Raw genomic sequence first — 16,838 nt, 5'->3', positions numbered from 1 at the left:
AAATTATATATTCGACAAAAATAAGGAAAATCCTTCTAAAATTATAAAAAAGTTTCAGGTATTGGAATTAAGCAATCTAGAAATCCTTCCCTCTGTATGAGGTCTGCCAGCTTTCTGGGATACACTTTGTAATTTTTTAATTCTTCAAAATCCACCCACTTGACCTCTTTTAAAACCTGCTTCTCCTTTGGCAGTTCGGGATCTTCTCCTAATTTCATTTCTCCGCCTATAATTGTAGAGTAAAAGTAGGTGACATAGTATATGTCGTATTCCTGAATATAGCAAACTCCATGAAGTTTTACATCATAACCTGTCTCTTCTTTGCATTCTCTAATAGCTGCAGCTGCAACAGATTCATTTTCCTCAACCCTCCCTCCTGGAAAAACCCACGCCTCATTTTCTCCATCACTGTGTTTCACAAGCAAAACCCTGTTATTCTCTACAATCACAACTCTCGCAACAAGCAGGCTAGCGCGAAATTTTTTCATTTCCATCCCTCATTCTATCAACATCTATATAATGAATTATAACATAAAAAGCTGTCCCTCAAATTAAAATTAAAACTTAAAATAAAAAAGCGCCCACAAAAGGTAAGCGCCCAGACTGTTGACAAAATAAAGAAGTGGCATTTTGTGTGTAAATGCGACTTGTTGTCAAAGCGGTAACTAAACTTGGCGAACTTGAGGAGCGAAGGCGGGGCGAGCAAAGCGAGCGGCCACCTGAGCCTGAAAGGCGAATTGGCCGGTACCCCGCCTGAGCCCGAAAAGTGAGCCTTAGTTTAGTCGCTTTGCAACTCTGGAGCATTAACACAAAATGCCACTTAAATAAGAAAGACTTTGTCAACAAACTGAGCGCCCACAAAAGGTAAGCGCCTATATTACAAAGGTTTTGTCCTTATGGCTTTTTCCCTTCGAGGATACTTTGAAGGCAGGACATCAACCTTTTTCACTACAATCAAATGGTGAAGAATATCACTAAAAGGAAGCCTCACTTCAATCACATCTTCAATCTCGCATTTAAGCTCTTCTAAAGCATTCTTGCACTGATATACTTCTTCTATATCTCTTCCCTTCATCGCAATAAAATGTCCTCCCACCCTCACAAAAGGAACAGCATATTCCAGTAAAATATTGAGAGGAGCCACGGCTCTTGCAGTAGCAATATCAAATTTTTCTCTAAACCTTTCAACTTTTCCCAGTTCTTCTGCTCTTCCGTGTATTACTTCAATACCCTCAAAAAGAAGAACTTGAGAAAGGAAATTTAAAAAATTTACTTTCTTTTTGGATGCTTCAAGAAGAGTAAGTCCAATTTCAGGAAAAACTATTTTTAAAGGAATCCCTGGAAATCCAGCCCCTGTTCCTATATCTATAACTTTTTCTCCCCCTTTTATTTTGCCGCTTTTTATAACAGAAAGGCTGTCCAAAAAATGCTTTATCACAACTTCCTCTTCCTCAGTAATTGCCGTTAAATTCATCTTTTGATTCCATTCCAATAAAAGAGAATAAAATTTTTGGAAATGTTCCACATGGAACATTTCCAAAGTAATCCCTAAACTACTCGCTCCTTGTACTAGCATTTCAATTGATTTTTGCTTCATCGGACCTCTTTCTCCTCATCTGTTGTAGGTATATTAAAAGCACAGAAATATCAGCAGGAGAAACCCCTGAAATACGGGATGCCTGTCCAACAGAAGTAGGCCTTATCTTTGAAAGTTTCTCTTTTGCTTCATTGCTGAGCCCATGAACTTGATAGTAATCTATGTCCTCTGGGATTTTTTTATTCTCCATTGCTTTAAACTGCTCTACCTGCCTTAACTGTTTTAAAATATAGCCCTCGTATTTTATGTTTATGTCTATCTGCTCCGCAACGCTATCCAAAATGTCATCAGGCCTTGTTGGGTCCAAAAATTTAGTGGATTTGTAGTCAATTTCAGGCCTTTTCAATAAGGTGTACAGGTCAACTCCTGAAACTAAAGGAGTACTTCCCCTTGAAATTAAAAAGTTGTTTACTTCTTCTGTCGGCCTCACCATGACAGTGGGGAGTCTCATCATCTCTTTTTCTAACTGTATTTTCTTCCTCAAAAATTTCTCATACCTTTCTTCCGTCACAAGCCCTATTTCTTTTCCTATCTCAGTCAATCTGAAGTCCGCATTGTCCTGCCTTAAAATCAATCTGTACTCAGCTCTTGAAGTAAGCATCCTGTAAGGCTCATTTGTACCTTTTGTAACTAAATCGTCTATCAAAATTCCTATATAAGCCTGAGACCTATCTAGAATTAGAGGCGGTTTTCCTAAGATTTTTAAAGCTGCATTTATGCCAGCCATGAGCCCTTGTGCTGCTGCCTCTTCGTAGCCAGAAGTTCCATTCACCTGTCCTGCAAAATACAATCCTTCTACCAACTTTGTCTCAAGCGTAGCTTTAAGCTGAGTAGGATCTATACAGTCGTATTCTATCGCATAGGCTGGCCTCATAATCTTCGCATTCTCAAGTCCAGGAATAGTACTTAGAATTTCCATCTGAAGGTCTTCAGGGAAGCTAGAAAACAATCCCTGAATGTACATTTCGTAAGTATCTCTTCCCTCTGGCTCCACAAAAATCTGATGCCTGTCTCTGTGGGGAAATTTCATCACTTTATCCTCAATGGAAGGACAATACCTAACTCCCACTCCTTCTACTTCTCCGGTGTACAGAGGAGCTCTGTGTATATTATCCCTTATTATTTTGTGAGTTTTTTCATTGGTGTAGGTGAGCCAGCAGGGAATCTGCTCTATCTCAATCTTATCATGCATGAAAGAAAATGGAGTTATAACCTCATCGCCAGGTTGCATAATCATCTTAGAAAAATCGACAGTTCTTTTATCAACTCTGGGAGGAGTGGACGTATTGAATCTCATCATTTTAAAACCCAATCTCTTTATAGCTTCTGACAACTCCTTCGCCGGGAAAAGGCCACTTGGACCGCTTTCAAATCCAACCTCTCCTATTATGACTCTGCCTCTCAAAAAAGTTCCTGTAGTTATTATGCAGGCTTTACATTTATAAATAGCTCCAAGTTTTGTCACAACACCTACTACCTTATTATTTTCCACTAAAATATCTACAATCTCCGCCTGCTTTATATCCAGATTTTTCTGCCTTTCTAAAGTGTGCTTCATATTCGCCTGATACAGTTTCTTGTCCACCTGTGCTCTCAAAGACCTGACAGCAGGACCCTTGCTGGTATTTAAAGTCCTCATTTGAAGGAGAGATTTGTCTGTATTTACAGCCATTTCTCCCCCTAAAGCATCTATTTCCCTTACCAACTGTGCCTTAGCAGGGCCACCTATAGATGGATTGCAGGCCATAAGAGCTATAGCATCTAAATTTGTCGCAAAGCCAACCGTTGCAAGTCCCAGCCTTGCAGAAGCGAGAGCTGCTTCGCTTCCCGCATGTCCCAATCCAACAACGCATACATCATATTCTCCTGCAATATACCTCATACCTCCACCTACTTTCCTACACAGAATCTTTCAAAGATCTGATTTATCACGTCCTCTGTTGCCGTCTCACCTGTAATCTTTCCTATCTCATTTAGCGCTCCATTTACATCAATCGTTATTAAATCTTCGCTATAACCTTTTTCAATTGCCTCTATGACGCTTTCCATGTGTTTTTTTGCGTTTATTAGCACTTCCCTGTGCCTTGCATTTGTAATTATCTCTTCCTCCGTAGCAGAAACCTTCCCTTTGAATACCAAATTGTATATCTCGCTTTCCAGCTTGTCAAGTCCTGTCCTTTCTACAGTAGAAACCTCTACTATTATACCATTTCCTACTAATTTTTTTAACTCCTCTTCATCAATTTTTTTAGGCAGATCTACTTTGTTGAGAACAAATATTATATTCTTTCCCGAAAGAATATCAAAGATCTCATAATCTTCTTTTGTAAGGTCTCTTGAAGCATCCAAAACAAATAAAATAAGGTCAGCTTCTGCCAGTACTTCTTTGCTCTTTTCCACTCCTATTTTTTCCACCAGTTCATCTGTATGCCTTATTCCTGCAGTGTCTATGAGCTTTATTGGAATTCCTTTTATATTCATGTACTCCTCTATTACATCCCTTGTGGTCCCAGGGATGTCAGTGACTATAGCTCTATTTTGCTTTAAAAGAGCATTTAAAAGAGAGGACTTCCCCACATTAGGCTTTCCTATTATAGCTGTCTTGAGCCCTTCCCTTATTATCCTTCCGCTTTCAGAAGAAGCAATCAAATATTCTATGTCATTTAATATGTCTTTTGCCCTTCTTTTAATTTCCTCTCTTTCAAGCTCTTCCACATCCTCTTCAGGAAAGTCAATCAAAGCCAAAAGATGACTCAAAAGTTCCATTATCTTGTTTTTCAAATCTTTCATCTTCTGCCCCAAAACCCCTGCCAGCTGCTTTTGAGCATATCTATTAGCAAGCATAGTTTTAGATGTTATAATATCAATCACAGCTTCTGCCTGTGACAAATCAATCCTCCCATTTAAAAAAGCTCTTTTAGTAAACTCCCCTGGTTCAGCAAGGCGCGCTCCATGTTTTAAAACCAGTTCTAAAATCTTTGAGCTTACTACTATACCCCCATGGCAGTTAATTTCCACTACATCTTCTCTAGTGTAAGTATTGGGCTTCCTCATGACAGTTACCAGCACTTCATCGTAAACTTCACCCGTTTCAGGGTCTACAATATGACCATAGTGGATAGTGTGGCTTTTAACAGATTTTATATCTTTTTTTCTGAAAGGTCTAAAAATTTTTGAAATTATTTCTAAAGCTTCATCTCCACTTATTCTCACTATTCCAATTCCCGCTTCTCCAGGGAAAGTAGAGATAGCTGCAATTGTATCAAATTCCATTTCCATCACCAGCCTCAGCTAACTTCACAATCACATAAAATAATATACCAATTTTTCAATCTTTTCAATCAAGAAAAAATAAAAAAGACCCCGCAAAAGGGCTCATTTCAAAGCAATTATAACTCTTCTGTTGGGTTCCTCTCCTTCGCTATAGGTCTCCACATAGGGGTGGTCTTGCAAAGCTAAATGAATTATTCTTCTCTCATTAGGAGTCATGGGCTCTAGCTCTATGCTCTCCTTTGTCTCCATCACCTTTTTAGCAAGCTTTCTAGCAAGTCGAGTGAGAGTTTCTTCTCTTCTTTTTCTGTAATTTCCTGCATCTAAAATTATCCTTCTGTATCTCTCATACCCTTTGTATTTGCTTGCCACCACATTTACTAAGTACTGCAAAGCATCCAATGTCTCTCCTCTTCTTCCTATAAGCAGTCCCACATTCTTGCCTTGCAAATTGAACTTTATAGTATCCTCTGTCTCCTCAATTTCAAAAGTGATATCCAGTTTCATCGCATCTATTACCTGTTTTAGGAAATTTTTAGCAGACTCCTTTATCACGTCTTTTAAAACTACTTTTACAATGGCCTGCTTGCTGATAAGGCCTAGAAAACCTTTTCCCCCTTCATCCAGCACTTCCACTTCTACCATATCTCTCGGGACGCCAAAATCTTTAAGCGCAAGATTTATGGCCTCCTCCACTGTTTTACCAGTTCTTATTAATTCTTTCAATTCAGGATTCCCCCTTGAGCGTTTTGGTCTCCCTCATGAAAATATACTGCTGAACTATCTGGAATATATTGCTCGTAACCCAATAAATCCCCACTCCAGCCGGCAATGTGACAGTAATCCAACCCATGAAAAGAGACATCATTATATTCATAGAGTTCTGACTCTTATCTGTAGCGACCATAGCAGAAGATATATAAGTAGTTACTGTAGCTAAAATTGGAATTATATAATAAGGGTCTCTCTCAGCTAGGCTGTGCATCCACAAAAAAGATGCTGTCGAAAAGGCTGGATAGGTTCTAAGCATCGTAAAAAGCGGCCATAAAATTATTAAAGGCAAAAGCATTGGAAGACAACCACCAAAAGGATTTATCTTTTTCTCCTGATAAAGCTTCATGGTTTCCATATTGAGTTTTTGGGGGTCCTTGCCGTACTTCTTCTTGAGCTCTTCCACCAAAGGTTGTATTTCTTTCATTTTCTTCATCATAGCCATCTGCTGAATGTAAAAAGGCAAAAGAAGAATTCTTATGAAAACTGTAAAGACTATTATAGCTACGCCGTAATTGCCCACGTAATGGTGAATAAACTCTAAAAGCTGTCCTAAATACATAGCAATTGTTGCCATAGTATACCTCCAAAACAGTTATTTTACAGGGTCGTATCCTCCAGGGTTAAAGGGATTACACCTCAAAATCCTCCAAATTGACATCAATCCACCCTTTAAAAGTCCATATTTAGAAATAGCCTCTATAGAATACTGAGAGCAAGTAGGATAAAATCTACAGGTCCTTGGCTTCATAGGGGAAATATACTTTTGATACAATCTTATTAAAAAAATTACAAAATTTTTCATCTTTCTTTCTCCTCATACAAGGGTGTCTTTTTGAGCAATTTTTCTATAGACTCCTTTAAAGTATGAAAGTCAGCCTCCGCAATCTTGCCCCTCGCCACAAAAACCACATCATAACCTTGCCTGAGATTGGAATTTAAAAGCCGGAAACTTTCGTGCAAAAGCCTCTTTACCCTATTTCTCACTACACTTTTACCAATCTTCTTACTCACAGAATATCCAGCTCTGTTGACCTGTAACCCATTTGGCATGTAGTACATAACTATAAAACGATTGGCAACAGTTTTTCCATTGGAGTAAACTCTTTTAAACTCCTGTGTCTTTTTCAATTTCGTCAACTTTTCCCTCATCTATACCTCCACATGGCAAAAAAGGCCATTCCGGCCTTAAGCTGTAAGTCTGTGTCTCCCTTTTAATCTTCTTCTTTTTAATACGTTTCTTCCTGCTTTTGTAGACATCCTTTTTCTGAACCCGTGGACTTTCTTTCTATGTCTTTTTTTAGGTTGATAAGTGCGAAGCATCACTACCCCTCCTAGAACCTAAAAAATGCTATAAAAATTATAACGTTAATTGGATATGATGTCAACAAAGACTTTATCAACAGGTCAGAAATTATCTACAGGAAGATGTAGATAAAAAATTTTTTCTTATTGATAATCTGTTGATAATTTGCTATTATAGAAGTAAACCTGTTGATAACTTAAATAAATTGTAGCCACAAATATAACAACTTATTCACAGGTTGTTGATAAGTTTGTGGATAAGTTGTTATTTCAGTGTTAATGGACCTATTTTATTTTTAAAAAACGGCGATAGGTCAATTTTTTTGTCGCATTTTTTATATACAGCTATTTTATCAACAGGACCTTGAAAACTGTTTTTTCAAAAAGCGATTTCAACAAAATTAAAAATTACTTATCCACAAAATAGTTGTGTCGATAATATAGTATGCCACCCTTTTTAATTAAATTATCCACATTATTCTTTAGCCTAGGAGGTCATACAATGTATGGTGATTACCGTCAAATTTGGGAGAGGATAGTAGAAGTTATAAAAAGTGAGCTAACCCCCACCAGCTACAATACTTGGCTTGTTCACATAAAGCCTTTAGCCTTTGCAGAAGACACCTTGTTTTTGAGCACTCCTAACACATTTACAAAAAATATAATAAATGGAAGATATATTAATATAATTTACGATGCAGCTTCCAAAGTCACAAATAGGTTTATAGAAATAAAGATACTTTCAGAAGACGAAGAAGAATACAGAGAGATAAAAGAGTCAATTGAAAGAGAAAATTCGTCCGAATCAACTCTTTTGTCTACTCTAAATCCAAAGTACACCTTCGACACATTTGTCGTAGGAAATAGCAATAAACTAGCCCATGCCGCATGCCTTGCAGTAGCTCAATCTCCAGCAAAAGCGTACAACCCTCTTTTCATTTATGGAGGAGTTGGACTTGGAAAAACTCACTTAATGCACGCTATAGGACACTTCATCAACAAGAACCACGCAGGTTACAAAATAATGTACGTAACGTCCGAAACGTTTACAAATGAGCTGGTGAACTCCATCAAGGACGATAAAAACGAAGAATTCCGCAATAAGTATAGAAATATTGATGTCCTACTAATAGATGATATTCAATTCATAGCAAATAAAGAACGAACTCAAGAGGAATTTTTCCATACATTTAATACCCTGTACGAAGCAAATAAGCAGATAGTTATATCAAGCGATAGACCCCCAAAAGAGATTCCGACTTTAGAAGAAAGGTTAAGGTCGAGGTTTGAATGGGGCCTTATAGCTGACATTCAGCCACCAGATTATGAAACTAGAGTGGCAATACTTAAGAAAAAAGCTCAATCAGAAAACCTCAATATCCCGGATGAAGTGCTAGCTTATGTTGCAGAAAAAATACAGTCAAACATAAGAGAATTGGAAGGAGCTTTAATAAGGATAGTTGCCTTTGCAACTCTTACAAAGTCAAACATAGACCTAGAGCTCACCAAGCATGCGTTAAAAGACATTGTGTCTAACAAAACAAGAGAAATAACAGTAAAGCTCATTCAAGAAGAAGTGTGCAAATATTACAACATAAAGTTAGAAGATTTTAGGTCAAGAAAGAGGACAAAAAATATCGCATATCCTAGGCAAATAGCTATGTACCTGGCAAGAGAACTCACAGACCTCTCTCTTCCAAAAATAGGAGAAGAATTTGGAAAAGACCACACCACGGTCATACACGCCTATGAAAAAATTTCAAATGAAATAAAGCAGGATGAATCCCTTGCAAGGCAGATTGAAGAACTTAAAAAAAGGATAAAAGGTTATTAACATATAAACAGGGATAACCTTGTTTATATGTTTTAAAATTCGCCTTCTGTGAATAATGTCGATAATTTTTAAAGTTTGTCCTCATTTTATCCACATTATTAAAACCACACATCACAACCTATAAATCTTATACTAACAAATTCACAATCTCTACTCTTACTACTACTAGATTTTGTTGTACAAAAATATTATATGCTAGGCCTTCAAAAAATATTCTCAAAAACAGGAGTGAAAAATATGAAATTTGTGTGTGATAAAAATTCATTGTTGGAAGGCGTCAATATAGCCATAAGGGGGGTATCCTCCCGTACCACCCTTCCCATATTGCAAGGAATAAAAATAACAGCAAGAGGCAATGTCATAAAGCTTTCAGGTACTGACCTCGAGATAGGGATAGAGTGTCAAATACCCGCAGTTATTGAAGAAGAGGGGGAGACAGTTGTTCCAGCAAGGATTTTTAGTGACCTCGTAAAAAAATTGCCTGAAGGAGAAGTGGAAGTAAAAAGCGATTCACAGAATACTGTAAATGTGGTTTCAGGAGACATAAACTTCTCAATTGCAGGAAGCAATCCAGAAGAATTTCCTGAAATACCTGAAGTATCAAGAGAAAAGTCATTTAAACTTCCCCAATCAATCCTCAAAGACTTGATAAAAAAGACAGTTTTTTGCGTCTCAGAAGAGCAGACTAGGCCAATTCTAACAGGGGTACTTTTTGAAGTATTTCCAAATGAGCTTAAAGCAGTGGCATTGGACGGATTTAGAATGGCCATATACTCTTATAAGTCGGAAAAGTCCTTTTTTGACGAAGAAGCGGAGAAGTACTCTCTTGTCATTCCGGGAGATACCCTCGATGAAATTTCAAGGATATTGGAAGATGAAGAGACAGAGGTAATAATATACCACACTTCCAACCAGGTGCTTTTCCAGATTGATAACACTAAAGTCATCTCAAGGCTTCTTGAAGGGAGTTTTATAAACTACAACGCTGTGCTCCCTAAAGATTTTAAGACAGAGATCACTATAAATAAAGATGTGTTTATGGAAAGCCTTGAAAGGGCATCTCTAATTGCTGAGAGCAAGAACAATTTAGTAAAATTTGAAATAGGAGATAGCTTTATTGTGATTTCTTCAAGTTCGGAAAAAGGAAGTATGTCAGAAAAGTTGGAAGTGGAAGTTAAAGGAATGCTTCTAGAGATTGCTTTTAACTCTAGATATTTACTTGATGCGCTCAAGGCAATTAATGAAGAAGAAGTAAATCTTTACTTCATAAACAGCATAAATCCGCTAATAATAAAACCAGTGGGGGAAAAGGAATACCTCTACATGATACTGCCGGTGAAGCTTAACTAAGAGGTGTTATTTGATGATAGAGATTCCCATCAAAACAGAGTATATAACTTTGGGACAGTTTTTGAAGTATGCAAAGGTGTGCGATACAGGTGGACAAGCAAAGAGATTTATCCAAGAAGGAAAAGTAAAGGTAAACGGAGTTATAGAGCTTAAAAGAGGAAGGAAACTTTATAAAAATGATATAATTGAAGTGGAAGGAAAGACTTTTGTGATAAAGTGAGGAGTCCATCTTGTACTTAAAGGAAATTTTTGTAGACAATTTTAGAAATTTAAAAAAGCAAAAATTAGAATTCTGTGAAGGAGTCAATTTGATATATGGGCTAAATGCACAAGGGAAGAGCAATCTTTTAGAGGCAATAAGGCTTCTCAGCATGGGAAGGTCCTTCAGAGGAAGTAAAATGTCTGAGCTTGTGAAATTTGATGAAGAGTATTTTTACGTGAGAGGTCTAGTCAGAAGTGCGGATTTTTATGAAAAGAAAATAGAATTTGGGTATAAGGTAAATGGAAACAAGGTTATTAAAGTAAATGGCAATAAGTTAAAGAGCACAGGAGAGATTTTGGGGCACTTTTTGACAGTTATATTTTCCCCTGAGGACATAGAGATAATAAAAGAAGGGCCTTCCCGCAGAAGAAAATATTTAGATGCTTGCATTTCCGTCATTGACAAAAATTATTTTTTTGACCTTCTTCAGTACAATAAAACCCTATCTAACAGGAATAGCTTGCTTAAAAAGATAAAAGAAGAAGGAAAAGGAGAAGATTTATTGGAAATATTTGATGAAAAGCTGGCAGAGTATGGAGCTAGAATAATAAAGGTGAGAAATAATTACCTTGAGAAATTAAAAAATAGCATGTCAAAATTTTTAATGGAAATTTCTAATGAAAAGTTGGAAATCATATATTTAAACAGCGCAGGAGTAAAGGAAGTGCACGAAGAAAATCTCATAAGAGAAAAGTTAAAAAATAGGCTGACTAAAAGTTTGACCCTAGATTTAAAATATCTGTCTACACAAGTGGGTCCTCATAGGGAAGATTTTAAGATATTGATAAATGGATATGATTCTAGGGTGTATTCGTCACAAGGGCAGAAAAGGACAGCTGCCCTGTGCCTCAAGCTTTCAGAACTAGAGATTTTAGAAGAAGAGACTGGAGAAAAGCCTGTTTTGCTTTTGGATGACGTGATGTCGGAGTTGGACGATAACAGAAAGAAATACATTTTAAAAAAGCTTGAAGGCTTTCAGTCTTTTATCACCCACACTTCAAAGTCAGATGTAGAGGGAGACTGTTGTTTTAAAATTTATGATGGAATTGTCATGAGAGAATAGGGGGTTTTTTAAATGTACATTCATTTAGGTGGAGACGTAGTAGTACCGGACAAAGAAATCATCGGAATTTTTGACATGAATATTGTCTCTACTTCCTCCATAACCCTTCAATTTTTAAAGATTGCTGAAGAAGAGGGATTTGTTGTAAATATTTCGAAAGAAAAACCAAAATCTTTCATATTGACTGAAAGGGATAAAAAAAGTATCATTTATCTATCTCCTATCTCAGCTGTAACGCTGATAAAAAGAGCTCACAAAATATTCGAATGAGGAGGCTTAAGATGCTTCAAAGAACTGTTGAGGGAATTGTAGTTAGATCCGAAGGCAAAAAATTAGAGTTGAGAGTGATAACAGACAAGATAGTCAACATTTTTGTCACTGACAAGGAAGAAAAGAGAAGAGATACAATTGCCATAGAAAAGAAAAAATATGACATTCCTGATTTCAATGTAGAGGAAAGCAAAGACAAGGTGCTTGTACTTACAAAAGACCTCAAAGTAGAAATAGATAAAAAAACATTTTTTATCACCTTTAAAGATAAAGATGGCGATGTGATTAATGAAGATTACGGGGAAGGTGTAAAGTTAGGCGACTCAAAGGTTAGGTGTTATAAGAAGCTTAGAGAAGACCATTTTTACGGCTTTGGCGAAAAAGCTGGTTATCTTGATAAAAAAGGTGAAAAGTTTGAAATGTGGAATACTGACGAATTTATGACTCACAATCAAACTACCAAGCTTTTGTATGAGTCATATCCCTTTTTTATAGGAATGAATAAAAAGCATACGTATGGAATTTTTTTAGACAACAGCTTCAGAAGCTTTTTTAACATGGGAGAAGAAAGCGAAGAGTACTATTATTTTGGGGCATATGGAGGGCAGATGAATTATTACTTCATTTACGGAAATGACATAAAAGAGGTAGTAGAAAATTATACATATTTGACTGGAAGGATTGAACTTCCTCCTTTGTGGGCTTTAGGAAACCAGCAGAGCAGATACAGCTATACTCCTCAGGAGAAAGTGCTTGAAGTAGCTAAGACTTTCAGAGAAAAAGACATACCTTGTGATGTGATCTATTTAGACATAGACTATATGGAAGGGTATAGGGTTTTTACCTGGAACAAGGATACTTTTAAAAATTATAAGGAAATGCTGAAAAATCTAAAGAGCATGGGATTTAAAGTAGTTACAATTGTTGACCCGGGAGTTAAAAGAGATTATGAGTATTTTGTTTATAGAGAAGGGATTGAAAATGATTATTTTGTCAAGGATAAGTATGGCATTACATATGTAGGAAAAGTGTGGCCTGGAGAGGCTTGCTTCCCAGATTTCCTGCAGGATAAGGTGAGGAAATGGTGGGGAGAAAAGATTGCTAATTTTGTAAGAGATGGAATCGATGGGATATGGAATGACATGAACGAACCAGCTGTTTTTGAAACTCCTACAAAAACTATGCCGGAAGATAATATCCATATTCTAGATGGGGAGAAAATAAGCCACAGAGAAGCTCACAATGTATATGCTAACTACATGGCTCTTGCGACTAAAGAAGGCCTTTTAAAGGAAAGAACTAATGAAAGGCCCTTTATCCTCACAAGAGCAGCATTTGCTGGAATACAGAGATATGCTGCCATGTGGACAGGAGATAATAGAAGCCTTTATGAGCACCTCCTCATGATGATGCCTATGCTTATGAACGTAGGTCTGTCTGGACAACCGTTTGCGGGAGCTGACGTAGGAGGGTTTGAGGGAGATTGCAGTGAAGAGCTTTTCATAAGGTGGATAGAAGCTGCTGTTTTTACTCCTTTTTTAAGAGTTCACTCTGCTATAGGGACGAAAGACCAAGAGCCGTGGTCTTTTGGAAAAAAGGCAGAGGATATTGCTAGAAAATTTATAAAAATAAGGTATGAGCTTTTGCCCTACATTTATGATTTGTTTTATGAAGCCTCGAAGAAGGGCTATCCTGTAATGAGACCTCTAGTTTTTGAGTATCAGGAGGATGAGAATACTCACAAAATTTATGACGAATTTATGCTTGGGCAAAATTTACTCATAGCTCCAGTATATCTCCCCTCCAAAGATAGAAGGGAAGTGTACTTGCCTTCAGGTATTTGGTATGACTATTTTATGGGAGAGAGGTACGAAGGGGGAAATTATTATTTAGTAGAAGCTCCCATCGATACAATTCCTGTTTTTGTAAAAGAAGGAGCTATAATTGTAAAACAAAAGCCCCTTTCATATGTGGAAGAAGATAGAATAGAGGAGAAGGTGGTTGAGATATATAGGGGAAATAGAGGAAAATATGTTCACTACGAGGATGATGGAAAAACCCTTGATTACAAGAAAGGAGTGTATAACCTCTTTGAGATAGAGTTTGAATACTTCGATGGAGAAATTGATATAAAATTCGATAAAGTGCACTTTGGATATGAGGATGGAGCAAAAAAGTATAGATTTGTACTAAAGAATTTTGATGAGGTAAAAAAAGTCAAAATAAATGGAGAAGAAGTAGAAGAGTATGAGATTGTAGTGAAATAGGCTGCATAAAGGCAGCTTATTGGCTTGTTGACAAAGTTCCCCTTATTTAAGTGGCATTTTGTGTTAATGCTCCAGAGTTGCAAAGCGACTAAACTAAAGCTCGCTTAAGGGCTCAGGCGGTGTCCCGGCCAATTCGCCTTTCAGGCTCAGATGGCCGCTCGCTTTGCTCGCCCCGCCTTCGCTCCTTAAGCTCGCTAAGTTTAGTTACCGCTTTGGCAACAAGTCGCATTTACACACAAAATGCCACTTTTTTATTTTGTCAACAGTCTGATAGGCTGCATAGAGGCAGTTTATTTTTTCATAAATCTTTTTATAAAAGCTTCTTTTGCTCTTTGTTCAATGGAATCTTCCAGAGGTTCAAAATTTATTTTCCCGTATTTTCTAGAAAGAGCAGTTTCAATCAATATGTCAGCCATTTCCGGATTTTTGGGAAGAAGTGGGCCGTGCAAATATGTGCCGTAGACATTTTTGTATACACAGCCTTCTTTTTTATCTTCACCATTGTTTCCATATCCTATTATTACTGTGCCTAGAGGGCTACAATTTCTTAAAAAAGTCTTTCCTGAGTGATTTTCAAAGCCTACCAGGTAAAATTCTTTATTAAAAAGATGGGCTTCCACTACAATATTTCCAATTAATCTTTTATTACTTGCCACAGTGTAAGCATCTAAAATTCCAAGCCCTTCTATTTTATTTCCTTCTAAAGTCTTGTAATACTCTCCCAGAAGCTGGTACCCTCCGCATATTGCTAAAACTGGCATGCCGTCTTCTATTGCTTTTATTAAATTTTTCTTTTTACTTTTCAAATCTTCGCTTACTATTTTTTGTTCTCTGTCTGATCCTCCACCAAAAAATAAAAGGTCTATGTCTGCAAAGTTTTCATTTATTCCTGCCTTTATTTCCTTTATTTCTACATCAATTTTTCTCCATTCACATCTTTTTTTTAGAGCGATTATATTTCCTCTGTCACCGTATAAGTTTAAAAGGTCGGGATACATGTGACCAATAGTTAGCTTCATTTTAATGCCCCCTGAGATTTGAGATATTTATTAAGGTCTTGTAAAGCAGTGTAATTTGGGAGGATTGCAATAAGCTCTTCTTTTGTTATATCCAAGATTTCTTTTACAGCTTCATTAAGTGGCATTATCTTTATTCTTTCAGTGTCAAAGCCAGCATATTTCACTCTTAAAGCCATGTCTTCTGCTCTTAGCCCTGAGGTTATTATGTGGTTTACTTTAGCTTTTGATAAGAATTCTTCTAAATTTACATCCCATAGCCAAGATACATCTCTTCCATCCGCATAGTTATCGTTTATTAAGATAAGAAGGTTTAGAGGTTTGTCAAATTGGGAGAGCATGTTTAATGTGCTTTCAAATCCTACGGGGTTTTTTATGAGATTTATTATAGCTTTTTTTCCTCTTATTTGGATTTTTTGTAGTCGTCCTTCTATAGGCCAGTAATTTTCTACTGCCTTTAAAATAGTAGAATCATCTAAATTAAGAAGCATTCCAGCAGATGTGGAAGCAAGGATGTTGTAAACATTGTATAAACCTACCAAGTTGCTTTTAACTGTAAAAATTTTATCTTTATAGGATAATTTAAACTTTATTCCATCTTCGCTTAAAAATATATCACTTGCTCTAAAATCAAGAGAAGGGCGCTTTTTACCGCAGTTTGGACAGTAGTAGTTTCCCAGGTGGCCGTAATATATCTTTTTGTATTCGTATTTTGTGCCACATACAGGGCAAAATTTTTGCTCAAAGGAAGAAGATTTGAGACTTTTTATATCATCCTCAATTCCATAGTATAGAACTTTTGCCTCTAAGTCCTCTCCTATAGAGGCAGTAAAGGGGTCATCTGCGTTTAAAAGGACAAAAGAATCTTTGGAAAGGTCTGAAAGAGCCTTTTTTACCTTATTTACAATAAGGTCTAATTCACCAAATCTGTCTAACTGGTCTCTAAAGAAGTTTGTGATTACAACCACATTTGGATTTATTTCATTTACCACAAAGCTCAAGTTTGCCTCATCTACTTCAAATACTGCGGCGTCTCTGTCTAGATTGCCCGTCAAACTACTGCTTTTTATAAGAGAAGTGGCTATTCCTGTTCTCATATTTGCCCCTTCTCTGTTGTGAACTACCTTTCTTCCGGAATAGGAAAGAAGGTGAGCTATAAGCCCTGAAGTAGTAGTTTTTCCATTAGTTCCGGTGACTATTACTTTGTTTTCTTTTAAAGGTTCTATCAGCTTTTTTATTAAGTGGTCATCTGCCATGAGGGCAATTTTACCTGGTAATGAAGTTCCTCCTTTGCCTGTAATTTTACAGGAGATGTTTACTAATTTTCCTATTGCTACCCCTAGCCCTTTCACTTTTTCCCCACCTTTAATAAACTTTATTTCCTACTTTTACTTCTCTTTCTGGCTGAAGTAAAACGACGTTTTCCTCTTTATCGTCAACGCCCAAAACTAATACTTCTGAAACGAAGTCTGCAATTTTTTTCGGAGGGAAATTGACAACACAGACTACTAAGCGGTTGTACAAGTCTTCTTTTTTGTAGAGCTTTGTTATTTGAGCGCTGGAGGTTTTTACGCCCAGCTCTCCAAAGTCTATTTTTAACTTGTAGGCTGGTTTTTTAGCTTTTGGGAAATCTTCCACTTCAATTATTCTTCCCACGCGTATGTCAAGTTTTAAAAAATCTTCATATGTGGCCATTGAATTCACCTCAATTTAAGTATATTATAATATAGGCAGATTTGTTAAGTATATTATAGTATAGGGAATAATAAAAATAAACATTTCCCGGGAAATTTTCTTTCAATTGAGCAATTTAAAAAAGAATGATAAAATAAA

General features: G+C 36.7%; 18 protein-coding genes. 6 read left to right on the top strand and 12 right to left on the bottom strand.

Going from position 1 to position 16,838, the window contains the following annotated elements; translation table 11 throughout:
• Positions 1-41: 41 nt before the first annotated feature.
• The 9 genes from EV203_RS06970 to rpmH form a co-directional block, all read right to left on the bottom strand.
• A complete protein-coding gene (locus tag EV203_RS06970; RefSeq protein WP_043884193.1) occupies positions 42-488 on the bottom strand; it encodes an NUDIX domain-containing protein in 447 nt (148 codons plus the stop codon).
• A 389-nt stretch (positions 489-877) separates the two neighbouring features.
• Positions 878-1,597 carry a 16S rRNA (guanine(527)-N(7))-methyltransferase RsmG gene (rsmG, locus tag EV203_RS06965; protein WP_009610967.1) on the bottom strand — a complete coding sequence of 240 codons (720 nt, stop codon included), beginning with the start codon at positions 1,595-1,597 and terminating at the stop codon, positions 878-880.
• Positions 1,578-3,479 carry a tRNA uridine-5-carboxymethylaminomethyl(34) synthesis enzyme MnmG gene (gene mnmG / locus EV203_RS06960; RefSeq protein ID WP_009610971.1) on the bottom strand — a complete coding sequence of 634 codons (1,902 nt, stop codon included), beginning with the start codon at positions 3,477-3,479 and terminating at the stop codon, positions 1,578-1,580. Before mnmG ends, rsmG begins: the two co-directional genes overlap by 20 nt.
• Positions 3,480-3,487: 8 nt before the next feature.
• On the bottom strand, positions 3,488-4,870 hold the full coding sequence (gene mnmE / locus EV203_RS06955) for a tRNA uridine-5-carboxymethylaminomethyl(34) synthesis GTPase MnmE (protein WP_011026758.1): 1,383 nt from the start codon (positions 4,868-4,870) through the stop codon (positions 3,488-3,490).
• 102 nt (positions 4,871-4,972) lie between these two features.
• A complete protein-coding gene (gene jag, locus EV203_RS06950; protein ID WP_011026759.1) occupies positions 4,973-5,593 on the bottom strand; it encodes an RNA-binding cell elongation regulator Jag/EloR in 621 nt (206 codons plus the stop codon).
• Between the two features lies 1 nt (position 5,594).
• Entirely contained in the window at positions 5,595-6,215 is a 621-nt protein-coding gene (locus tag EV203_RS06945; protein WP_011026760.1) for a YidC/Oxa1 family membrane protein insertase, read from the bottom strand.
• A gap of 18 nt (positions 6,216-6,233) precedes the next feature.
• Positions 6,234-6,443: a membrane protein insertion efficiency factor YidD gene (yidD, locus tag EV203_RS06940; protein WP_011026761.1), complete on the bottom strand. Its 210-nt coding sequence runs from the start codon at positions 6,441-6,443 to the stop codon at positions 6,234-6,236.
• Positions 6,440-6,790 carry a ribonuclease P protein component gene (rnpA, locus tag EV203_RS06935; RefSeq protein ID WP_011026762.1) on the bottom strand — a complete coding sequence of 117 codons (351 nt, stop codon included), beginning with the start codon at positions 6,788-6,790 and terminating at the stop codon, positions 6,440-6,442. The genes yidD and rnpA overlap by 4 nt, the downstream gene beginning before the upstream one ends.
• A gap of 36 nt (positions 6,791-6,826) precedes the next feature.
• Positions 6,827-6,961, bottom strand: coding sequence for a 50S ribosomal protein L34 (gene rpmH / locus EV203_RS06930; RefSeq protein ID WP_011026763.1), 135 nt, complete (start codon positions 6,959-6,961; stop codon positions 6,827-6,829).
• Between the two features lie 484 nt (positions 6,962-7,445).
• Between rpmH and dnaA the strand changes: the two genes are divergently transcribed.
• From dnaA to EV203_RS06900, 6 genes are all read left to right on the top strand, one after another.
• Positions 7,446-8,777, top strand: a complete 1,332-nt coding sequence (gene dnaA, locus EV203_RS06925) for a chromosomal replication initiator protein DnaA (RefSeq protein ID WP_011024539.1) — start codon at positions 7,446-7,448, stop codon at positions 8,775-8,777.
• A 237-nt stretch (positions 8,778-9,014) separates the two neighbouring features.
• Positions 9,015-10,127 (top strand): DNA polymerase III subunit beta, encoded by a 1,113-nt coding sequence (gene dnaN, locus EV203_RS06920; protein WP_132039765.1) that lies wholly within the window; start codon positions 9,015-9,017, stop codon positions 10,125-10,127.
• A gap of 13 nt (positions 10,128-10,140) precedes the next feature.
• The gene (yaaA, locus tag EV203_RS06915) at positions 10,141-10,347 is read left to right on the top strand and encodes a S4 domain-containing protein YaaA (protein WP_011024541.1); all 207 of its coding nucleotides are present in this window, start codon (positions 10,141-10,143) and stop codon (positions 10,345-10,347) included.
• Between the two features lie 10 nt (positions 10,348-10,357).
• Positions 10,358-11,452 carry a DNA replication/repair protein RecF gene (gene recF, locus EV203_RS06910; RefSeq protein WP_009610502.1) on the top strand — a complete coding sequence of 365 codons (1,095 nt, stop codon included), beginning with the start codon at positions 10,358-10,360 and terminating at the stop codon, positions 11,450-11,452.
• Between the two features lie 12 nt (positions 11,453-11,464).
• Positions 11,465-11,722 (top strand): extracellular matrix regulator RemB, encoded by a 258-nt coding sequence (gene remB, locus EV203_RS06905; protein WP_011024542.1) that lies wholly within the window; start codon positions 11,465-11,467, stop codon positions 11,720-11,722.
• Between the two features lie 11 nt (positions 11,723-11,733).
• The gene (locus EV203_RS06900) at positions 11,734-13,989 is read left to right on the top strand and encodes a glycoside hydrolase family 31 protein (RefSeq protein ID WP_132039763.1); all 2,256 of its coding nucleotides are present in this window, start codon (positions 11,734-11,736) and stop codon (positions 13,987-13,989) included.
• Positions 13,990-14,279: 290 nt separating this feature from the next.
• On the opposite strand, the gene EV203_RS06895 is transcribed toward EV203_RS06900, so the two are convergent.
• Genes EV203_RS06895 through EV203_RS06885 form a run of 3 tightly spaced genes read right to left on the bottom strand, consistent with a single transcriptional unit; the run spans position 14,280 to position 16,700 of the window.
• A complete protein-coding gene (locus EV203_RS06895) occupies positions 14,280-15,008 on the bottom strand; it encodes a type 1 glutamine amidotransferase (RefSeq protein WP_009610492.1) in 729 nt (242 codons plus the stop codon).
• The gene (locus tag EV203_RS06890; protein ID WP_009610495.1) at positions 15,005-16,357 is read right to left on the bottom strand and encodes a Mur ligase family protein; all 1,353 of its coding nucleotides are present in this window, start codon (positions 16,355-16,357) and stop codon (positions 15,005-15,007) included. Before EV203_RS06890 ends, EV203_RS06895 begins: the two co-directional genes overlap by 4 nt.
• A gap of 13 nt (positions 16,358-16,370) precedes the next feature.
• Entirely contained in the window at positions 16,371-16,700 is a 330-nt protein-coding gene (locus EV203_RS06885; protein WP_011024545.1) for a tRNA-binding protein, read from the bottom strand.
• Between the last annotated feature and the right edge of the window lie 138 nt (positions 16,701-16,838).

This window comes from Caldanaerobacter subterraneus, from assembly GCF_004345675.1.
GTDB lineage: Bacteria > Bacillota > Thermoanaerobacteria > Thermoanaerobacterales > Thermoanaerobacteraceae > Thermoanaerobacter > Thermoanaerobacter subterraneus.
The sequence above is the reverse complement of the archived record's forward strand: the minus strand, read 5'-3'. Positions and strand labels throughout refer to the sequence as shown.